The following is a 16,985-nucleotide window of genomic DNA, read 5'->3' on the forward strand; positions in this document are numbered from 1 at the left end:
TTTCACATTTGTATTTCCGACTTGCACATTGCGCCTATGCCTGTTCACGCAAAACACAGATGTTAACGCATCTTCTTTCAAGCTGGTGGAGCAAAAAGCCGGTCATTCTCAGGGGCAAGCGGCACCTCAGTTCGAAAGCGAATGTGCCCGCCACCAGGTAAGTCTTGGTGGTGCATTTCAAGCTTTCGCAACCCGTCCACCATAGTCTGGGCGGCGTCCTTGTTACCCACGAAACCGACAAGGCGGGTAGAGCCGTTCCATTCCAACGCCCATGACCAGCATTCCGCGTCTGGTTGGCGTCGGATGCAAACACTGAAATACCCTTCGGCTGTATGCCCCAACACGCGCGGCTCCCAATCCACAACCGCGTCGGCAAAGTCCGTCATGATCGTGTTGCCGTAGTCTGCGCGACGCACCATCATCAGCGGATGATAGCCGCCGGTCCACCAATAGCCGCGCTGCTCGTGTTCTTGGTACGTGATCCAGTTGAAGAACCCGGCAAGTTGAAGTCGCGCCAGTTCGAAGGCGCGAGCTTCGTCGATTTGGGGTGGCGAAGTCATGTTGAAACTGACACTCGCCCCCGCCGAAAGGGGCGCATTGAATTTCATGTTTTCGTGGCTATCCTTCACCGGCTTTTTCGTCCGACGGCTTATCGCATTCGCGGCCTTCCGTTTCGCATCCGCTTTGGCAGCATCGTCATAGTCGGGATGCGCCTCGCCATGCTCCGGGTGAAGTGTGATTGCCGATATGTCGTTTTCCAGATCAGCCTTGCGGTTGTTGCAGGGTCCGCAAGCATTCACGATCAGATTCCAGTGCCCATTCAGTTTTCCCTTGGGCACAAACCGGCGACCCACGACATGTTCTTTGGTGGTGTTGTCGGACGCGAGATCGCAGCCGCAATATGGGCAAATGATATTCCGCAAGCGGATCGCCTGATTTGCGGGATGTGGTGTCAGTGTCGGGGTCAACATGCTCGCCTCTTGTTTGCGAGCAGGATAGCGGATTGCGGCTTTTCAGGACAGCAGGTGACGGGGCGTGACGGCGGGTGACGGTGAAAAATCTCCGTCATTGGAATTTATCGGCGTATTATCAGTACCTTATCGTCGAAGAGGTGACAGTGACGGAGATTCTGGTCTCCCCCGCCATATACGAATCCCTTTTTTCTATTTCTGGCGAGGCTGGCCTCGCAGGGGTTTCATCACCCCAAGTTGGGAAGGTGTTGCGCACCAATTCTTGGCAAATCCATCCAAAAAATAAAATTCAGGATTCTCACCTAGGACTCCTTTTTTCCGTCACTCCGTCACCTTTCCGAATTAAGTAACTGTGTTAATTGATCAAAAATGGGTGACGGAAGAGGTGACGGAGATTTTTCACCGTCACCCGCCGTCATCCTCCGTCACCCTGCGGGGCGGGAGTCGCCAAAACCCGGCAAGTCGAACCTGAGAACAGTTACTCGCGGCTGACGCCGCTAAGTATCGCACCCGCCAAAAAAGAAAAGGCCCGCTAACGCGGGCCTTATATATTTCAGTCGTGTAGAACCTACTCGTCGTGCGACACCACCAGTCCCCACGGCTTCCCGGACTTCGTTTTCTTGCCGGGTTCGATCCGCAGGCTTACCCCGTCCATCGCAAACACCCGTTCGGCCTGCATTCCGAGATATTTGCCGAATGCGTCGGTCTTATAGACGCGCTCGTCGTCCACCATATGTTTGGCAACTGGAAGCTCGATTTCATAGGCGGTTGCCAACGTCGCCAAATCCTTGGCGTATACCCCAGAAAGGTCCAGATCGCTACCGGGCTTAGTAGCCACTTCAAACCACTTCCCTACAAACTCGCGCATCGGGTCGTCATCGTCGTTCCCGGCAACCATTTCGATTTGGTCGCGGTTTGCTTGGAAGGCATCGCCAAAACCGCAGGCGGTCAGCACACCACCGACAACATTGTACCATGCACGATAGGACGCTAGCGGCGTACCGGAAGGCTTACGTTCCTCTTCCGGCTGGGCTTGCCAGTACATCACCAGCGTCGCGAGCGCCCCCAGAAGCTCGCCGCGATGCCCTGTTGTCCATTCCTCAATATCGTCAAGGTGCCAGTCTTTCCGATGGTCCGGGTGATCCATCCCGGCGTTCAGCCGCACGAGGCTCAACCGGCGTTGTAGTTCGCGGGTGAACCTTGGGTTGTTGCCAGTGATGATCGTTGAAGCTTGGTTGGGTACGCTCACCTCCTCGCTACGGCCCAGAATCCGGCCTGTGAAATAGGTTGAGGTCAGAAGCGAGGCAAGCACCGGGCTATCCATGTTGCCGACTACGTTATCGAGGAAGATAAACGGATCGCCTCCCAGAAGTGCCGCCAGCACTTCCTTGCGCTGATCGTCCTGATCTTTCGGAAAGGGCGGGCGAACGGACGGCTTGCCGGTGATCAAGAGTTGCACCAGCGACACCAGAAGCGAAGCGCCCGTGCCACTTTCGGGTTTGGTGATCAGGGTCGCCGGAACGGGATGGTTCCCAATCATCGCCCGCGTGATCATTTGCAGCAAGAAGGCCAGAAAGTTCGCCAGCGACGGCGGAATTTCTTTTGTTGCCTCGGGCGGGCGCGGTTTTTCGAGTCCGCAGGCCAACAGAATTTCGCGGCGGCTGTATCCATCAAACGGAAAGTCCGCCAGCCACTCTTCGATCAACAGGCGCAGCGCCGCCGTAACCTCGGCCTTGGTGGGGGTGGTGCTGAGGTCTGGCAACACCAGATCATCAGGCAATTGCATGAACAGATATGCGGACTCGTGGTATCCGCCCTTTGCCAGAAACACCCCGTCCGCGTCGAATTGAGGATAAGTGCTGACGCCGCGCAGATATGGCAGAGGCAACTGGTGATCGTGGTAGAGGTCGCTTGCTACGTCCGGCGGCGTGGCCTTACCTTTGAAATCGCCCTTTCCGTCGATGGATTTGAAGTTGGTGACTTTGTTGATTTCGGCCCGCAGTCCGGCTTGGTTCAGGACATTCACGGAGGTAGTGCCTTCCTCGACGACGTGCTCGGCACGCCCGACACCAGTACCATAGCGGAAGATTCCCGGCTCGTTCGCGTGTGCTTTTTCCAGTTGGGCGCGGGCATAGGCCAATTGATCTTTGAAATCATCTTGATTGATGATGTTGCCGGTCATCTTGCGCGAAGGCTTGTTTTCCTTCAACACGTCGCTAACGGCATCCGCCACCAGCCGCCGTGCAGGGAGCCTGCCCAGCGAGACGTGGGCATTTGTCACAAGTCCTTCCACCAGCCGGTTTTGCGCCTGCGCATCGTCTTCCAGATGGTTCCGCTTGATCAACCCACGCAAACCAGACTTGAGATTATGCGTTGAAACGGGACCGTTGATCTTGTGGAGGTACGAGTCCACCACGCGGAGTTCGACAGGCAGTTCGGCTTTGGTTTTGCGTTCAGCTTTTTCCGCTTCACGCCGCACCCCAGCCGCCCGCTCAGCTTTCAGGACTGCCCACTTCTCCTGACGCAGCATTTGGCGCGCATTATTCCATGCAAAGAGTCCTTCCTGTTCCGCTTGGCCCGGCCAAGCGTCCCGGTGATCGGTCGCGAATTGATCGAGAATGGCGGCTTGGTCGGGCAAAGGTTCCCAATCTGCACCGTCCGGGTCTACGCTCAGCCCGCCCATTGAGAAAAACTCAGCCTCTACAAGCTCGCTGGCGATGTCGCGCCAGACTTCGCGCACGTCATCCTCCGACGAGACAGACGCGATCAGTTCGCGGGCGCACTCCAAGGCGCTATCGGCAAACTGGCGTGTTTCATCGGTCACTTTGATAAGCGAAACCATAGGCGGCGGGGTGGGTCGATCTTTCGGCAGTTCAAATGCGGCTGCGGCTGCGCGCATACGCGCGCCTTCACGCCATTCTGCCAGATCAACAAGCTTCGCGTTCTCGTGCTCGCGTTCTTGATAGTCGGGATGGTCGGGGGAAAGAGCCGGTTTGGGCGTCAGATCGAGTGCATCAAGGTCAATCTCGATAGCACCGACATTTCCCCGATATTCTGCCTCTTTCGCGGCAGCCCTCTGGCCTGTCAGAGCAGCTTTGGCGTCTTGACGTTCCTGTTCTGCCCACGCCGCCATAACGTTGGGGCCGGGTTTCTTACCCGAATAAACGGGCGCAGTATTACCTTTCATTTGATATTGTTTTCCTTCGATTTTGGACCATCGCAGCTTGCTTCATTCGGCATTTGCCACTATGGTTCCGGGTGTTGATATTACTTGGCCCGCCCGTTTGCTTTCCTTCGCAAACACATCGCTTCCAACGATGAGTGCGGGCCATACCTTTTCTTATAGGCGCGGTTTTGTCGCCTGTCGAATCACCTCGGTTTCGGTGTCAAGTATTTTCTTGCAAGCTAAATTTCCATTTTCACTTGATTATGTCGAATTGGTTGTTTTTGTTTCCAAACCCCTCCCAATTCATACAATTTAATGAATGAGAATTATGCTCACTCGAATTGTAATGAAAACTTTTCAACTTGAAATGTGCTCAGTACATTAGGAAACGCACATCCAGCGCCTGCGCCGCCCATTGTTCGGCATATTCGTTCCGCACCCTGACGGGTGCTGACTGCATGGCGTCGGCGATTGCAGCGTCAGCATCGAAGCTCTTGCCCAGCACACGCCCGATACGTTCGATTGCTGTCCGCAATTCGGCTTCGTCCTGCGCCACATCGAATGTCCCAGCTTCGTAACTGATCAGATCGCAGGGGAACGCCAATCCAAGGAATTGTTGACCGGCACCTGTTTGCAACGCACCAGTCTTGCTGAGGATTACGGCCTGCGGATTGTGCCCGCTGTCAAGTCGGTTTTTGCGTGTCATTTCAGGAATCCTCATTCATGCGCCGCAACCGGCGGCGGCGTTCGCGCCGCTTGATGCACCCGACGCATTCTGATCCGCGCCGCCCGCCACGTAGCCTGCGTGGGGCAATTTGATGGCACCGGGGGCAAGGTGTGCCGGTACAATAGAGGCGCAACCCCATGGCAATGGCCTCTTCCTTTGTCGTTGGCATGTCAGCCACGGCTAACGCCGCCGCATGTACAGAAACCGTTTTCAACGGCACGCCCTAGCTCAAGTGCGGCTAGCAAGAGGCCACGGTTGGCTTCTGGCGCACTGTTAGTCGTGCGCTGATCACCTTCTAGCGTATCTGTATAGACCGAAAGCTTATCGAGGCTTTGGCTTAGCACGTCGCTGATTTCTTTGATTTGTTTGAGTAAATTAGGAACGGTTTTCGACGGTGCGGTTTGTAGGTGGCGGAGATGTTGGCGCAGGTCTGCGAGAGAGGTTTCTGCGACAAAGACGAGGCTTTCTGGCGGGGTGTCAGTCATTGTTTGCACTCACAGCGACGCAGATTCAAACGGATGTTGTGTGCGAACATCTGTACTTCACCCTCATCTGTTTCAGGCTGCAATGGCTCTGTGCGCCGCGCTTCGACGCGTTGGACGCGCCCGACATGGCGAACCAAGCTGGCCTTGATTTGATTGCTCAGCCGGGAATGGCCAAAAGCCTTGGCCTGACGGGCGGCTTCTTGGAGAGCTGAAGAAATCTCCCGCTGCAAAATCGCGATGGCTTGTGGTGAAGTGTCCACCGGCTGGGCGTCATTTTGAGCCGCAGCGTGCGCGGCGCGAAGGAATTCAATCCGCACTGCGTAGTAGGATTTCCAACGGGTCGCCTGAACCCGCGCGGAGTCGGACTTCGGCACGCCACGGGCAGCGCAATATGCGTCTTGCAGGCCCATTTGATGCACACCAACATACACGCAAAACGCTTCCGCCTCCGGGTCATCCGGCGGCAGTGATCCGTCTGGGCAATCGTACTTGCTACGTGCCATCGGTTGCCGCCTCAGCATTGACGCCAGTCATCACACTGCCTCGCGAACCGCAGGGCGCGCCAATCCCCGCAACCGGGCCTCAGCTTTTGCCCCGAAGTGGCGGCTGTGACGATACAGGAAGTCAACAGCGACATTCACTGGAACGCCGCGCTCTTGCCATGCAGACCGGCGTGACCGGATTGATTCCGTGGGCGCTTGCGGGCGTCCAGCAACCCGCAAAAACTTCGAAAACGTGGGCAAGTCGACTCCCAGAGCTTCCGCCATGTCCGAATTGCTAACGTATTTCATCCGAAAACCTCGCGATACCGCGCCATTTTCATACTGGCAGGCAAGCGTTCCATTTCTGCCAGCGCGTGGGCTTTTTCGTCGGGTGTCATCGGTGCCCTCTGTTTGCCGGTCTTCGGGCCGGGGAGGCGCTGACCAAGCGCGCGACCACGGGCCATGCGCTCACTGGGTGACATTTTGGAAAGCTCAGCTTCCAGCGCTTCAACAGCTTGGGCGTGATCGCTGTTTTTATTATCGGCAACGGCAGACATAAGCGCTTTTTCTTCCGCAGCCGCACGGAAGCTTTCCAGCCCATGGGCCTCAGCTTCCGCAATCCAGTCGCCAACGGGTTCGCTTTCGTTCAGCATGACTTGCAAACGCAAGGACGGAAGGCTGTACGCCTCATCAACGGTCATCTGAATGCCTTGTTGCGCAGCCTGCGCGATGACGTTTGCAGCGGCTTCCTGAGCGCACGTTTTCATTTCTTGGTTGTTTTCGCCGTTGATCAACTTTTTGAACGACGTCAGATTGTCGATAGCCATTTTAGTGTTTCCGATGTGTGAGGGGAATTTTCTCTTGACACATCTTAGCACACAAAAACGAATCACGCAAAATGTGACGGTCGAGACTCTATTGGTCCATTGAAACAGTTTAACGTTGGCCTGTAACTGTTTGAATAGTTTCCACCACATCCTCGCGCAACCATTGGGCAAGAGCCTGCTTGTCGCTATTGAAGGCGGCATTCGACTTGCGCTTTTTGCTTGATGCCAAGGCCTCTTGCTCTGAAAGAATATCCGAAAGCGAAACCGACCAGTCATTACCGTCGTCATCGTTTCGAACAATCAGCGGGCTAGCAATGGTAAATCCCCCTGACACGAAAAGCCCCCACTTTTCCATAACTTCAAACCGTTGCTTAAAGCGAGTGCTCCGCCAGTACGCTTTTTGCACTTGTCCTTTTACTTCATGATCTAGCGCCAAATCTGCCGTCACTGGATCACAGATTTCGTTGTCATCTGCCCAGTCGTTAAATGTTGAGCGAAGCCCATGGGAGGTGCTGTCAAAACCCTTATCTTTCAGCCAGTCATTGAAGTTGTTTTCTGTGACGACGCCGTGTTTGAACGCCTTTGCATTCGGGAAGACAAAATCATCAGCGGATACTGATTTCACCAGCCTTCGTGCCAGAACCAGTTGGGCTTTGGCGGCAGGAGGAAGCGGCACAACAAAATCTCGACCGCTCTTCATGATTTTACCGGGAATATGCCAAGCCTCGTCTCGGACCTGACCCCACTTCATGAATCTAACAGGTGCGCCCCGTGGTAATGTCAGAAGATAAAACCGGAATGCGAGGTCCTTAATATTGTCATCAAGCAAGCTGTCGAAGAGCTTCGGAGCGTCTTTATAGGGAAGGGCGGGGTGGTGTTTAACCACATGACTGTGGTGGCCCAGCAACGTCGCTGCGGCATCTGTAAGGTCAATGTTTACTGCCGGGTCCTTCGCTTTTGCGAACGTCAAAACGGCCTTTACTCTTGGACGCACTTTTTTGGCAGTGGGATACTTGTCTTTCCAGAGAGGCTTTAAGACTTGATATACGTCATCCACCGTTATGTCTCGGCAGCGCAGCTTTCCGAGTTTCGGGAACGCATGGGTTTTCAGAACTTGCAGCCATTCACCAGACTCATTCTTCCCACGAAGGCCGGGCTTCTTACTCTCGTAGGTTTCTTCTGCCGCCTCTGCAAAGGTTAGATGGTCAACGTCTTTACCTTTGAACTTGTTCACGACTTCGCGGGGGGTAATTCCCGCTGATACTGCTGCCTTACAGTCTGCCGCCAGTGCTCGCGCGTTTTGCAACGTCATTGCCGGATACGCGCCAAGCCCGGTCTTGGTCGGCATGCCCTTTACCCTTGTTCGAAAGAAAAAGGATGCGCTGTTCGCATTCTCTCGTTTGAACCAGAGACCACCGCCGTCGTTTATTTCGACTTTCTGAGTGCCCCTAAGCTGAGAGTCTTTCAACCGGTGAATTGCTGTGTTTCTTTTGCTCATCTCGTGGGCCTATTTGTGGGCCTAATTCCTGTTGTGCGCCACGAGAGTAGAATAAAATCTTTATGAAACAAAGGGGTAAAAGGAGCTCAAAGATAACTTTGATTCCTCTCAGGTGCGCCATTATTCCGCTAAAACCGCGTTGAAAAGATTGGGTGTTTCCATTTTGGAAATTCCCATGCATTTAATTTTTCGGAAAAATTACGGGCTTTTGGGAAAAGCTTTTGTTCGGTCTCTATCAAAGGATCAAAGGATCAAAGGATCAAAGGATCAAAGGATCAAAGGATCAAAGGATCAAAGGATCAACGGAACTTCGAGGTTCGACTGTCGATGTCGAGCGAGAAACACCAGCCACATGTGGCGACTATTTGAAAAGGGCCCGCATGAACGGGCCCTTTGTTGGTTTACATCTACCGGTGTTTCACTCTTCGTAGACGATCTTCCATGCGCCGTCCTCTACAACGCTCACATAGACCGAGTCTGCGCCCTGGTGATCATCGGGGCCGTAGGTGATATGGTTGCCAACCAGCTCGTCCTGATAGTCCAGAGATTCCATTGCGGCGATAAAGCTTTCATGAGTCAGGTCGGGGCCGGCGGCCTCGAGCGCCTTGACCATCATTTCGGCGGCCGAATAGCCCAGCATGGAAAAGCCAACCGGGTCTTCGCCGGTCGCGGCTTTGTATTCTTCGATGAAGGCGGCCGGGGCAGGCTCATCCGCGCGCGCCCATAGATCTTGCCAGGACGCGGCGGCATAAAACCCGTCTGTAACACCGCCGGGTACCTGCGCCACAACGGTCAGAAAGCTGGCGGACGTTCCGAGGAACTTCATATCGGCCAAGCCCATCTTCTTGGCCGTTCCAACCACGGTGATCGCCTGCCGTACGCCCAGCGCCATGGTGACGATATTGCATCCTTCTTCCTTGAGCTTGCTCAAAGATCCAACGAAATCCGTTTCATCTGGCTTGTGCGTGGTTTCCGCCGCAAAGGCGATGCCGGCCTCTTCGGCACCGGCTTTGCTGCCTTCCAGAATTTCCTCACCGAAATCGGTTGGCAGATACATGGTGCAGACCTTTTGCCCTCCGAATTGCTCGGCCAGGTATTTCACACCCACGCGGCTTTGGTCGAAATAGGTCGAGAAGGACGTGAATTTATTGTCCATCGGTTCCTGCAGCATCTGCCGCGCTGCGGTTAAGGGTGCAACATTGGGAATGCCTTTAGGGTCCAACAATTTGAACCCAGCAACGTTCATGGGTGTGCCCAGCGATTGCAGCATCGCAAACACTTTGTCGCGATTCAGCAGCTTGTTATAGCCCTGCATCGCACGCGGCATCTGGTACCCGTTATCCTCGACCACGAAACGGATTTTGCGACCATGCACGCCGCCTTCGGCATTTACGCGGTCAAACACCACATTCGCGCCCTTGGTTGCGGGAACACCCACAGCGGCGAAAATACCGCTCAGGTCGTTGACCGAGCCGATGACGATTTCATCGTCGCTCACACCTTGCGTCTCGGCATTTGCGATTGTCGCCGCAGCCGTCAAAGCGGTGGCGGCCGCCAGTCGTTTGATCACGTTCCTCATGTTTTTCCTCCCTTTGGGTAGACCCTTATCTACTTGTACATGTCTTCAATCAGATGTGCGTGTTTCTTCTCAACAAAGCTGCGTTTGAGCTTCATCGTGGCGGTCAGTTCTTCGTCATCAGCGGTCAGCAGCACGTTGATCAGGCGGAAGTCCTTGATCTGCTCGACCCGCGCGAATTCCTTGTTGACGGCGTCCACCTCGGCCCGGATCTGTTCCAGCACCTCGGGCGCGGCGCAGAGTGAGGCAAAGTTCGAAAACGGTACCTTGCGATCCTGCGCGAATTTCTCGACATTTTCCTGATCGATCATGATCAGCGCCGTCAGATATTTGCGCGCATCCCCGATGATCACCGCGTCCGAGATATAGTGGCTGAACTTCAGGCGGCTTTCAATTTCGGCCGGGGTGATGTTCTTGCCGCCCGCCGTGATGATGATGTCCTTGAGGCGGCCGGTGATGGTCACAAACCCGTCGGCGTCGATCTTGCCCATATCGCCGGTGCGCAGCCAGCCATCGGCGGTAAACGTCTCGGCGGTTTTGGCATTGTTGCGCCAGTAACCCTGAAAGATGTTCAGACCTTTCAGCTGAATTTCCCCGTCATCCGAGATGCGCACGTCATTGCCCGGCACCGCACGGCCGATGGTGCCGATCTTGTTGTCCTCGGTGGTGTTCAGCGTCGCCAGACCCGAGGTTTCGGTCATCCCGAACCCTTCGACCAGTGGCACACCAATGGCCCAGTACCATTTCAGCAGATCGGCCGAGATGGGCGCGGCCCCGCTGCCGCCGCGGCGCAGTTTGTCCATCCCCAGCATCCGCCGCAGATTGCGCAAGACCAGCCGATCCCACAGCCAGAACTGGGCGGCTACACCAGCGGGCACCGGTTTGCCGGCCAGCAGGTATTCGGCCCTTGCAAACCCGGCGTTCAGTGCCATGCCAAAGGCGGCGCGGCCTGTGGGCGTGGCCTCCTGCGTCAGGATTTTGACCTGCGAATAGATCTTTTCCCAAACGCGGGGCACGGCGGTGAATGTGCTGGGCGAGACCTCTTGCAGGTTGGCAAAGACGGTTTCGGGGCTTTCGGCGAAATTTACCACGCATTTCGCGGCCAGCGGGAAATAAACCGACACGTCGCGTTCAAGGATGTGGCACAGCGGCAGGAAACACAGCTGCTCATCGGTTTCGAATGTGGGCAGGGAATGCGCCCCGGCCTCGATGGCGGCCAGAATATTCTCATGGCTCAGCATCGCGCCTTTGGGCGCCCCGGTGGTGCCAGAGGTGTAGACCAGCAAGGCCGTATCCTGCGGTGAGGCCAGCGCGATCTCGGCGTCGAACCGGGTGGGGTCTTCGGCCTCGGCCTGTCGTCCGATCTCGTAAAGGTCGGCAATCATCATGCAGCGGTCGTGGTTCAGGTCGTGTAGGCCCTCATCCTCAAGGATGATGACGTTCAGCAGGCTGGGAAGCTCGGCCTCAACCTCGAAAAACTTGTCCAGCTGTTCCTCGTTCTCGACGATCAGGAACCGGCTGTCGCTGTCATTCACGAGGTATTTCAACTGCTTGGCGGAATCCGTTGTATAGACGCCCGAGGCAATCCCGCCGACGCATTGAATGCCCATATCGAACCATGCCCATTCCTTGCGGTCCTCGGACAGGATCGAGACGACCTCACCGCGTTGCAGCCCCAGTTTGCGCAGGGCCAGCCCGATCCATTTGGCGTGTTGCCAGTAATCGGCCCAGGAATAGGATTTCCAGATGCCGAAATCTTTCTCGCGATGCGCAGTACGGTGGCCCAGATCGGCGCAGCGTTTCTGGAACAGGTGACACAGGGTCGTGCATTCATCCACCAGCACAGGGCGCTGGCCTGGGGTGGCGTTGAACTGGATGCCGTTGATCTTGGTCTGAGGGGGCAGGGTGCTGATATTCATGCCGGTCACCTCCACGTCTTTTTGCGTTTCCAGCGGCGGTTCTCCCGCGCGCCTTCTTCCTGCACGCCCAGGTAAAAGTTCTGGATGTCCTCGGATTGCATCAACACATCCGCCGCGCCGTCCATGACGATGCGGCCGACCTCCATCACATAGCCATGATGGGCCAGTTCAAGCGCCGCATTGGCGTTCTGTTCGACCAGCATCATGGTCATGTTCTGCTCGTCATTGAGGCGTTTGAGGATGCCGAAAATCTCCTGCACCAGCAGCGGCGACAGACCCAGTGAGGGTTCGTCCAACAGCATGATTTTGGGGTTCGCCATCAGCCCGCGCCCGATGGCCAGCATCTGCTGCTGCCCGCCCGACAGGGTTCCGGCCTCTTGATTTCGGCGCTCTTTCAGGATCGGAAAGTACGAGAAAACCAGCTCGCGATCATGGTCGATCTGCCCCTTGTCAGTCGCCGTATAGGCCCCGAGGCTGAGGTTTTCGTCCACGGTCATCAGGGGGAACACCTCGCGCCCTTCGGGGACATGGACGATGCCTCTTTGCACGACCTTATGCGGTTCGGACCCTTGAATTTCGTCGCCGTCAAAGGTGATCTTGCCCTTTTCGGGGTCCATCACGCCGGACACGGTTTTCATCAGCGTCGTCTTGCCCGCGCCGTTTGCGCCCAGGATCGACACGATCTGACCCGGATGTACGTCCAGCGACACGCCGCGAATGGCCATGATCGGGCCATAGAAGCTTTCGACATTGCGGATAGTCAGGATCGGCGCGTTCATGAGGCTTTCCCCAGATAGGCCTCGACCACCGCCGGGTGGGATTGCACCTGCGCCGGTGTTCCCAGCGCCAGCATCGCACCATCAGCCATCGCCAACACCCGGTCGGATACGCCCGAGACCAGCCCCATGTCATGTTCCACCATCAGCACCGTGATCCCCATTTGCCGCCGGATATCGTCAATCCACCAGCGCATATCCGTCGTCTCCTCGACCGACAGGCCCGAGGCCGGTTCGTCCAGCAACAACAGCTTGGGATCGGTGGCCAGCGCGCGGGCGACCTCGACCACTTTGCGCACGCCATAGGGCAGGCCCGAGATCATCTTGTCGCGATAGGCCTGCAGGTCGAGGAAATCGATGATCTCTTCAACCTTTTCACGGTTTTCCAGCTCTTGCCGCCGGGCTGAGGGCAGGAACAGTACCTCGGACAACAGGTTGGTTTTGCGATGCCGATGCCGCCCGACCAGCAGGTTTTGCAGCACGGTGGCATGTTCGAACAGTTCAATATTCTGGAACGTACGCGCCACGCCATAAGCCGCCACGCCCGAGGGTTTGACCTGCAGCAGATCATGCCCGTCAAACCGGATCGCCCCGTCAAACGGGTCGTAGAACCGCGAGATCAGGTTGAACACGGTCGATTTGCCCGCACCGTTGGGGCCGACGATGGCAAAGACCTCGCCTTCCTCGACCGAAAAGGACAGGTCATTCACCGCCGTCAGGCCGCCGAATTTCAGGGTGACGTTTTCGAACGCGAGCAGGCTCATCTCAGGCGCTCCGTCTTGAGGTAGGATTTCTGACGTTTGAACATGTCCTTGCGGTAGAAGGGGAACAGCTCGAACCAGGTGCGGACTTTCAGCCAGCGGCCATACATGCCCATGGGTTCAAACAGGATAAACCCGATCAGGATCATGCCGAAAATGCCGAACTCCAGCCCCGGAATGGCGACGGTACTGCCGCCGAACAAGGCGCCGACATATTCCTTTGAGATCGACAGAAATTGCGGCAGGAACCCGATAACAATCGCGCCCAGAAACGCACCATGGATCGACCCCAGCCCGCCGATCACGATCATCATCAGCAACTGGATCGAGATCAGGACGCTGAACGTCTCATTGTTGAACGCGCCCGCATACATCCCCATCAACGCGCCCGCCCAACCGGTGACGGCGCAGGACAGCGCGAATGAAATCATCTTGGTGCGCGCGATGTCGACGCCCATCGCCTGTGCCGAAACCTCGGAATCCCGCACCGCGATAAAGCTGCGCCCCAAGGGCGCGCGCAGCAGGTTGATATAGCCCAGCGTCACCAGAACCGCGACCGCCAGCACCAGCCAGAAAAACGGGGCAGGGGTGCCCCAGCGGTCGATTGTCAGGCCGAAAATGTCGACACCGCCGATGAACTTGCCGCCCACGCCGCCGGTGATCGGCTCGGCCAGGACGATGACATCATCCATCAGGATCGACAGCGCCATGGTGAAAATCGCCAGATAGATGCCGTGCAGTCGCAGAGCAGGGATGGCCACCGTCACACCTGCGATGCCGGTCAGGATACCGGCCAGCGGAAAGGCGATCAGGAAGGGCACGCCGGCCTCAAGCAGAATGACATTTGCATAGCAGCCAAAGGCCAGAAACGCCGCGTGGCCCAGGCTGACTTGCCCTGTGTGCCCGGTCAGAACCATCAGGCCCAGACCGGCGATGGCCCAGATCAGGACGTTGGTCAGTTCACCCAAATAGAAATCGTCCAGCAACCATGGGGCTGCGGCCACTACGCCTAGAAGGATCAGGTAAAGGGTCAATTGATAGCCGTCTTTCCACGGCCGGATATCCTGCATGTAGTTGGTTTTGAATACAATCCGCATCTGCCTAGACCTTTTTCACCCGAACTTGGCTGAACAGCCCGTTGGGCCGGAAGATCAGCACTGCCAGCAACAGTGCATAAGGGGCAATCTGGCTGTACCCTGCTGCGATATAGCGGCTGGCAAAGGGCTCAATAACGCCGACGATCAACCCTCCGGCCAGTGCGCCAGGCAGGCTACCGAAGCCGCCGATCACAGCGGCGGCGAACGCCTTGATCCCCAGCAGACCAGTGGTCGGATCGACCGAACCCTTGGCGGCAAACAGGATACCCGCGATCCCGGCGACAACGCCTGCGAGACCCCAGATAAAGCCCTGCACGCGTTTTACGGGAACGCCCATGTAATAAGCCGCCAGCTGGTTCTGCGAGGCGCCTTGCATCGCCAGTCCCAGCTTGGTCCGGCTGAAAAACACATACAGCCCCCATGTCAGCAGGATGGTGACGATGATGACGGCCACATCCTCCATCCCCAGCACCAGCCCGCCGAACCGCACCTCTTTCCCGGCCAGCGGGTTCTGCAGCGTCTGCGGCTCGTGCCCCCAGATCAGCCCGGCGACAAATCGGATCACGAAGCCAAGGGCGATTGTCAGGATCACCACTGCCGTCTGGCTTTCGCCGAACAGCCGCCGAATGATCAGCCGGTCCACCAGATACCCCAGCGCCCCCATGATCCCCAATGAGATCGGCAGCGCAAGCCAGAAGGGCAGCCCCATATATTCCGTATTGGTCAGACCGATGGTGACAAAAGCACCCAGCATCATGAAATCGCCCTGCGCGAAATTCACCGCTTCGGTCGCCTTGTAGATCAGAACAAAACCGAGCGCGATCAGGCCGTAGACACAACCATTCGCCAGCCCGCTGATCAGCAGCTGTGCGTTATCCAAATTCACCTCCCAATGCCGGTTTGTCCGGCTTTTTGGTGCCTCTGACCATCCTCCTTGGTCCGACGCGTTATTCTACTATGGCGTGATGATCACCTTTCCGTCACCCTTTTTTAGAGCATTAGCCAGATTTTTAATCACATCCTTCAACGCAACCCTCTGGGAAACGTCGGTTTTCCAGCGCCCATCGGCGAACCGCGCCTGTACCTCGGCTACCACTCGCATCTGATCGGCGGGTGGTGTGGTGGTCATCCACTGCGTCAGCCAGAACCCCTCGATCCGCTTGCCCATAAAGATCAGTTGACCCATCTGTGTCAGCTTGGGCAGATCCGAACTGAGCTTGCCGTAACACACCCAGCGCGCGCCGTTGGGCATGGCGCAGAAGACCTGTTCAGATATCTGGTCGGCCACGGCATCCAGAAACACGCGGGGTTTGAGATCGCGGCTGAGCGCGGTTAGTTTCTGGGGCATCTCGGGGTCCGAGGTCACCAGAACCTCCTGTGCGCCCAGCTCTTTCAAGGGTGTAATCGCATTGTCGCGGCGGACAAGCGCGATGGGCTTCAACCCCAGATCCCGGCCCAGACTGCACATCAGTTTGCCCAACTGGCTGGTCGCGGCGGAAACGATAAAGGCATCTCCCGCATTTCGCGCGATATCTACCATCGCCATTGCGGTCATAGGGTTCACGATCTGCGCCGAGCCGTCCTCGTCCGAGATGTCGGGGCGCAGTGGTATACACATCATCGCTGGTGTCGTGATGTACTCGGCCCATGCCCCTGCCTGCGCGGCCACAAAAGCCACGCGCTGTCCTTGCAGGGCTTCAGCCCCTGCTCCGGTTGCAACTACGTCGCCGCAGCCCTCGAACCCGGCGGCTGTGCCTTGAACGCGGGGCTGGCCGTATTCACCCTTGATGAAGTGAATATCCGACGGATTTACAGAAGCCGCGCGCAATTTAATAAGAACCTCACCGGGACCCGGCACAGGAACTTGCATCTCGGCTGCTGCCAGCCAGTCAGCGGCGTCATCAATGGTCGGACCGGTAGCCGTTTCGGAATAGCCATCATGTGTTTGAACAACCGCGTACATGGTCGAGGGAAGGGAGGTCATGATCTATCCTGTATTTGTATAGGGCCGCCCCTTGTACTCGGCAGATTGCATCGAAAAGGGGCGGCACCAAGTTTGAGTAGCCAAGCAAACGGTTATCGAAACGTCAACTTTGCTGCTTGGTGACGTTACAGGAGGTCTGCCTGAAACTCTGATTTGCAGGCAAACTCTGCGCCTTCGGCGATCGTGATCACTGTTGGGTAAGAAGTGCCCTCAGTTCCTCGAGCTTGGCGGCAAACACTTCGGGAGAAGCCTTGATTTCATCCAGAATGGCTATCGCGCGAGTTTTCAGATCATTGGTCAGTGCGCTGTCCTTCACCGATGCGACCATTTTGTCATAGTCAAAGTTCTGAACGGCCAACGTGCCGTCCTCGATCCAGCTGTTCAAAAGATCCTGACCTTGACTGGCCAAGGCGGCGACATCTTCGGATGCCTGATTTGCCAAGTCGGTCGCGGATTGCTCGACCTGGTCGGACGCGTTTGCAGCCTGTTCTGCAACGGATTCAACAGCGTCGCTGACCGCATCACCTGCGTCCTGAGCCGCGGATTGCAACTGTTCGGCCGGCGTGGGCTCGGGTTGTGTGAGATAATAGTAGATACCGGCGCCAATACCGGCAACTAGAACGCCGAGAACAAGAGTACGTGACATAGTAGTCTCCTGATTTATGAATAAGAATGAGATGTGAAAACGCTAAGAGGAATATAAGGGGAAAACCTCA

At 56.5% G+C, this 16,985-nt stretch carries 16 protein-coding genes; all 16 read right to left on the minus strand.

Annotation, left to right across the window (positions count from 1 at the left end):
* Positions 1-77: 77 nt before the first annotated feature.
* Positions 78-971 carry an HNH endonuclease gene (locus tag ACR3EG_RS10775; protein ID WP_480495598.1) on the minus strand — a complete coding sequence of 298 codons (894 nt, stop codon included), beginning with the start codon at positions 969-971 and terminating at the stop codon, positions 78-80.
* Positions 972-1,539: 568 nt separating this feature from the next.
* On the minus strand, positions 1,540-4,158 hold the full coding sequence (locus tag ACR3EG_RS10780) for a hypothetical protein (protein WP_480495600.1): 2,619 nt from the start codon (positions 4,156-4,158) through the stop codon (positions 1,540-1,542).
* Positions 4,159-4,510: 352 nt separating this feature from the next.
* Entirely contained in the window at positions 4,511-4,843 is a 333-nt protein-coding gene (locus ACR3EG_RS10785) for a hypothetical protein (protein ID WP_480495602.1), read from the minus strand.
* A gap of 191 nt (positions 4,844-5,034) precedes the next feature.
* The gene (locus ACR3EG_RS10790) at positions 5,035-5,349 is read right to left on the minus strand and encodes a hypothetical protein (RefSeq protein ID WP_480495604.1); all 315 of its coding nucleotides are present in this window, start codon (positions 5,347-5,349) and stop codon (positions 5,035-5,037) included.
* Positions 5,346-5,759, minus strand: a complete 414-nt coding sequence (locus tag ACR3EG_RS10795) for a hypothetical protein (RefSeq protein ID WP_480495606.1) — start codon at positions 5,757-5,759, stop codon at positions 5,346-5,348. Before ACR3EG_RS10795 ends, ACR3EG_RS10790 begins: the two co-directional genes overlap by 4 nt.
* A 123-nt stretch (positions 5,760-5,882) precedes the next feature.
* Positions 5,883-6,140: a hypothetical protein gene (locus tag ACR3EG_RS10800; protein WP_480495608.1), complete on the minus strand. Its 258-nt coding sequence runs from the start codon at positions 6,138-6,140 to the stop codon at positions 5,883-5,885.
* Positions 6,137-6,808, minus strand: coding sequence for a hypothetical protein (locus ACR3EG_RS10805; protein WP_480495610.1), 672 nt, complete (start codon positions 6,806-6,808; stop codon positions 6,137-6,139). The genes ACR3EG_RS10800 and ACR3EG_RS10805 overlap by 4 nt, the downstream gene beginning before the upstream one ends.
* A complete protein-coding gene (locus ACR3EG_RS10810; protein WP_480495612.1) occupies positions 6,768-8,156 on the minus strand; it encodes a tyrosine-type recombinase/integrase in 1,389 nt (462 codons plus the stop codon). The genes ACR3EG_RS10805 and ACR3EG_RS10810 overlap by 41 nt, the downstream gene beginning before the upstream one ends.
* A 418-nt stretch (positions 8,157-8,574) precedes the next feature.
* Positions 8,575-9,735 (minus strand): ABC transporter substrate-binding protein, encoded by a 1,161-nt coding sequence (locus ACR3EG_RS10815; protein ID WP_209197246.1) that lies wholly within the window; start codon positions 9,733-9,735, stop codon positions 8,575-8,577.
* A gap of 29 nt (positions 9,736-9,764) precedes the next feature.
* On the minus strand, positions 9,765-11,651 hold the full coding sequence (locus ACR3EG_RS10820; RefSeq protein ID WP_480495614.1) for an AMP-dependent synthetase/ligase: 1,887 nt from the start codon (positions 11,649-11,651) through the stop codon (positions 9,765-9,767).
* A gap of 5 nt (positions 11,652-11,656) precedes the next feature.
* Positions 11,657-12,430 carry an ABC transporter ATP-binding protein gene (locus ACR3EG_RS10825; RefSeq protein WP_480495616.1) on the minus strand — a complete coding sequence of 258 codons (774 nt, stop codon included), beginning with the start codon at positions 12,428-12,430 and terminating at the stop codon, positions 11,657-11,659.
* Positions 12,427-13,191, minus strand: coding sequence for an ABC transporter ATP-binding protein (locus ACR3EG_RS10830; RefSeq protein WP_480495618.1), 765 nt, complete (start codon positions 13,189-13,191; stop codon positions 12,427-12,429). Before ACR3EG_RS10830 ends, ACR3EG_RS10825 begins: the two co-directional genes overlap by 4 nt.
* Complete coding sequence (locus ACR3EG_RS10835; RefSeq protein ID WP_480495620.1) at positions 13,188-14,285, minus strand: branched-chain amino acid ABC transporter permease; 1,098 nt, start codon at positions 14,283-14,285, stop codon at positions 13,188-13,190. Before ACR3EG_RS10835 ends, ACR3EG_RS10830 begins: the two co-directional genes overlap by 4 nt.
* A gap of 4 nt (positions 14,286-14,289) precedes the next feature.
* Positions 14,290-15,165, minus strand: coding sequence for a branched-chain amino acid ABC transporter permease (locus tag ACR3EG_RS10840; protein ID WP_170724298.1), 876 nt, complete (start codon positions 15,163-15,165; stop codon positions 14,290-14,292).
* Positions 15,166-15,240: 75 nt separating this feature from the next.
* Entirely contained in the window at positions 15,241-16,269 is a 1,029-nt protein-coding gene (locus ACR3EG_RS10845) for a zinc-binding dehydrogenase (RefSeq protein ID WP_480495622.1), read from the minus strand.
* A 187-nt stretch (positions 16,270-16,456) separates the two neighbouring features.
* The gene (locus ACR3EG_RS10850) at positions 16,457-16,915 is read right to left on the minus strand and encodes a hypothetical protein (protein ID WP_170724299.1); all 459 of its coding nucleotides are present in this window, start codon (positions 16,913-16,915) and stop codon (positions 16,457-16,459) included.
* Positions 16,916-16,985 lie beyond the last annotated feature (70 nt).

This window comes from Ruegeria sp. AM7 (assembly GCF_056535965.1).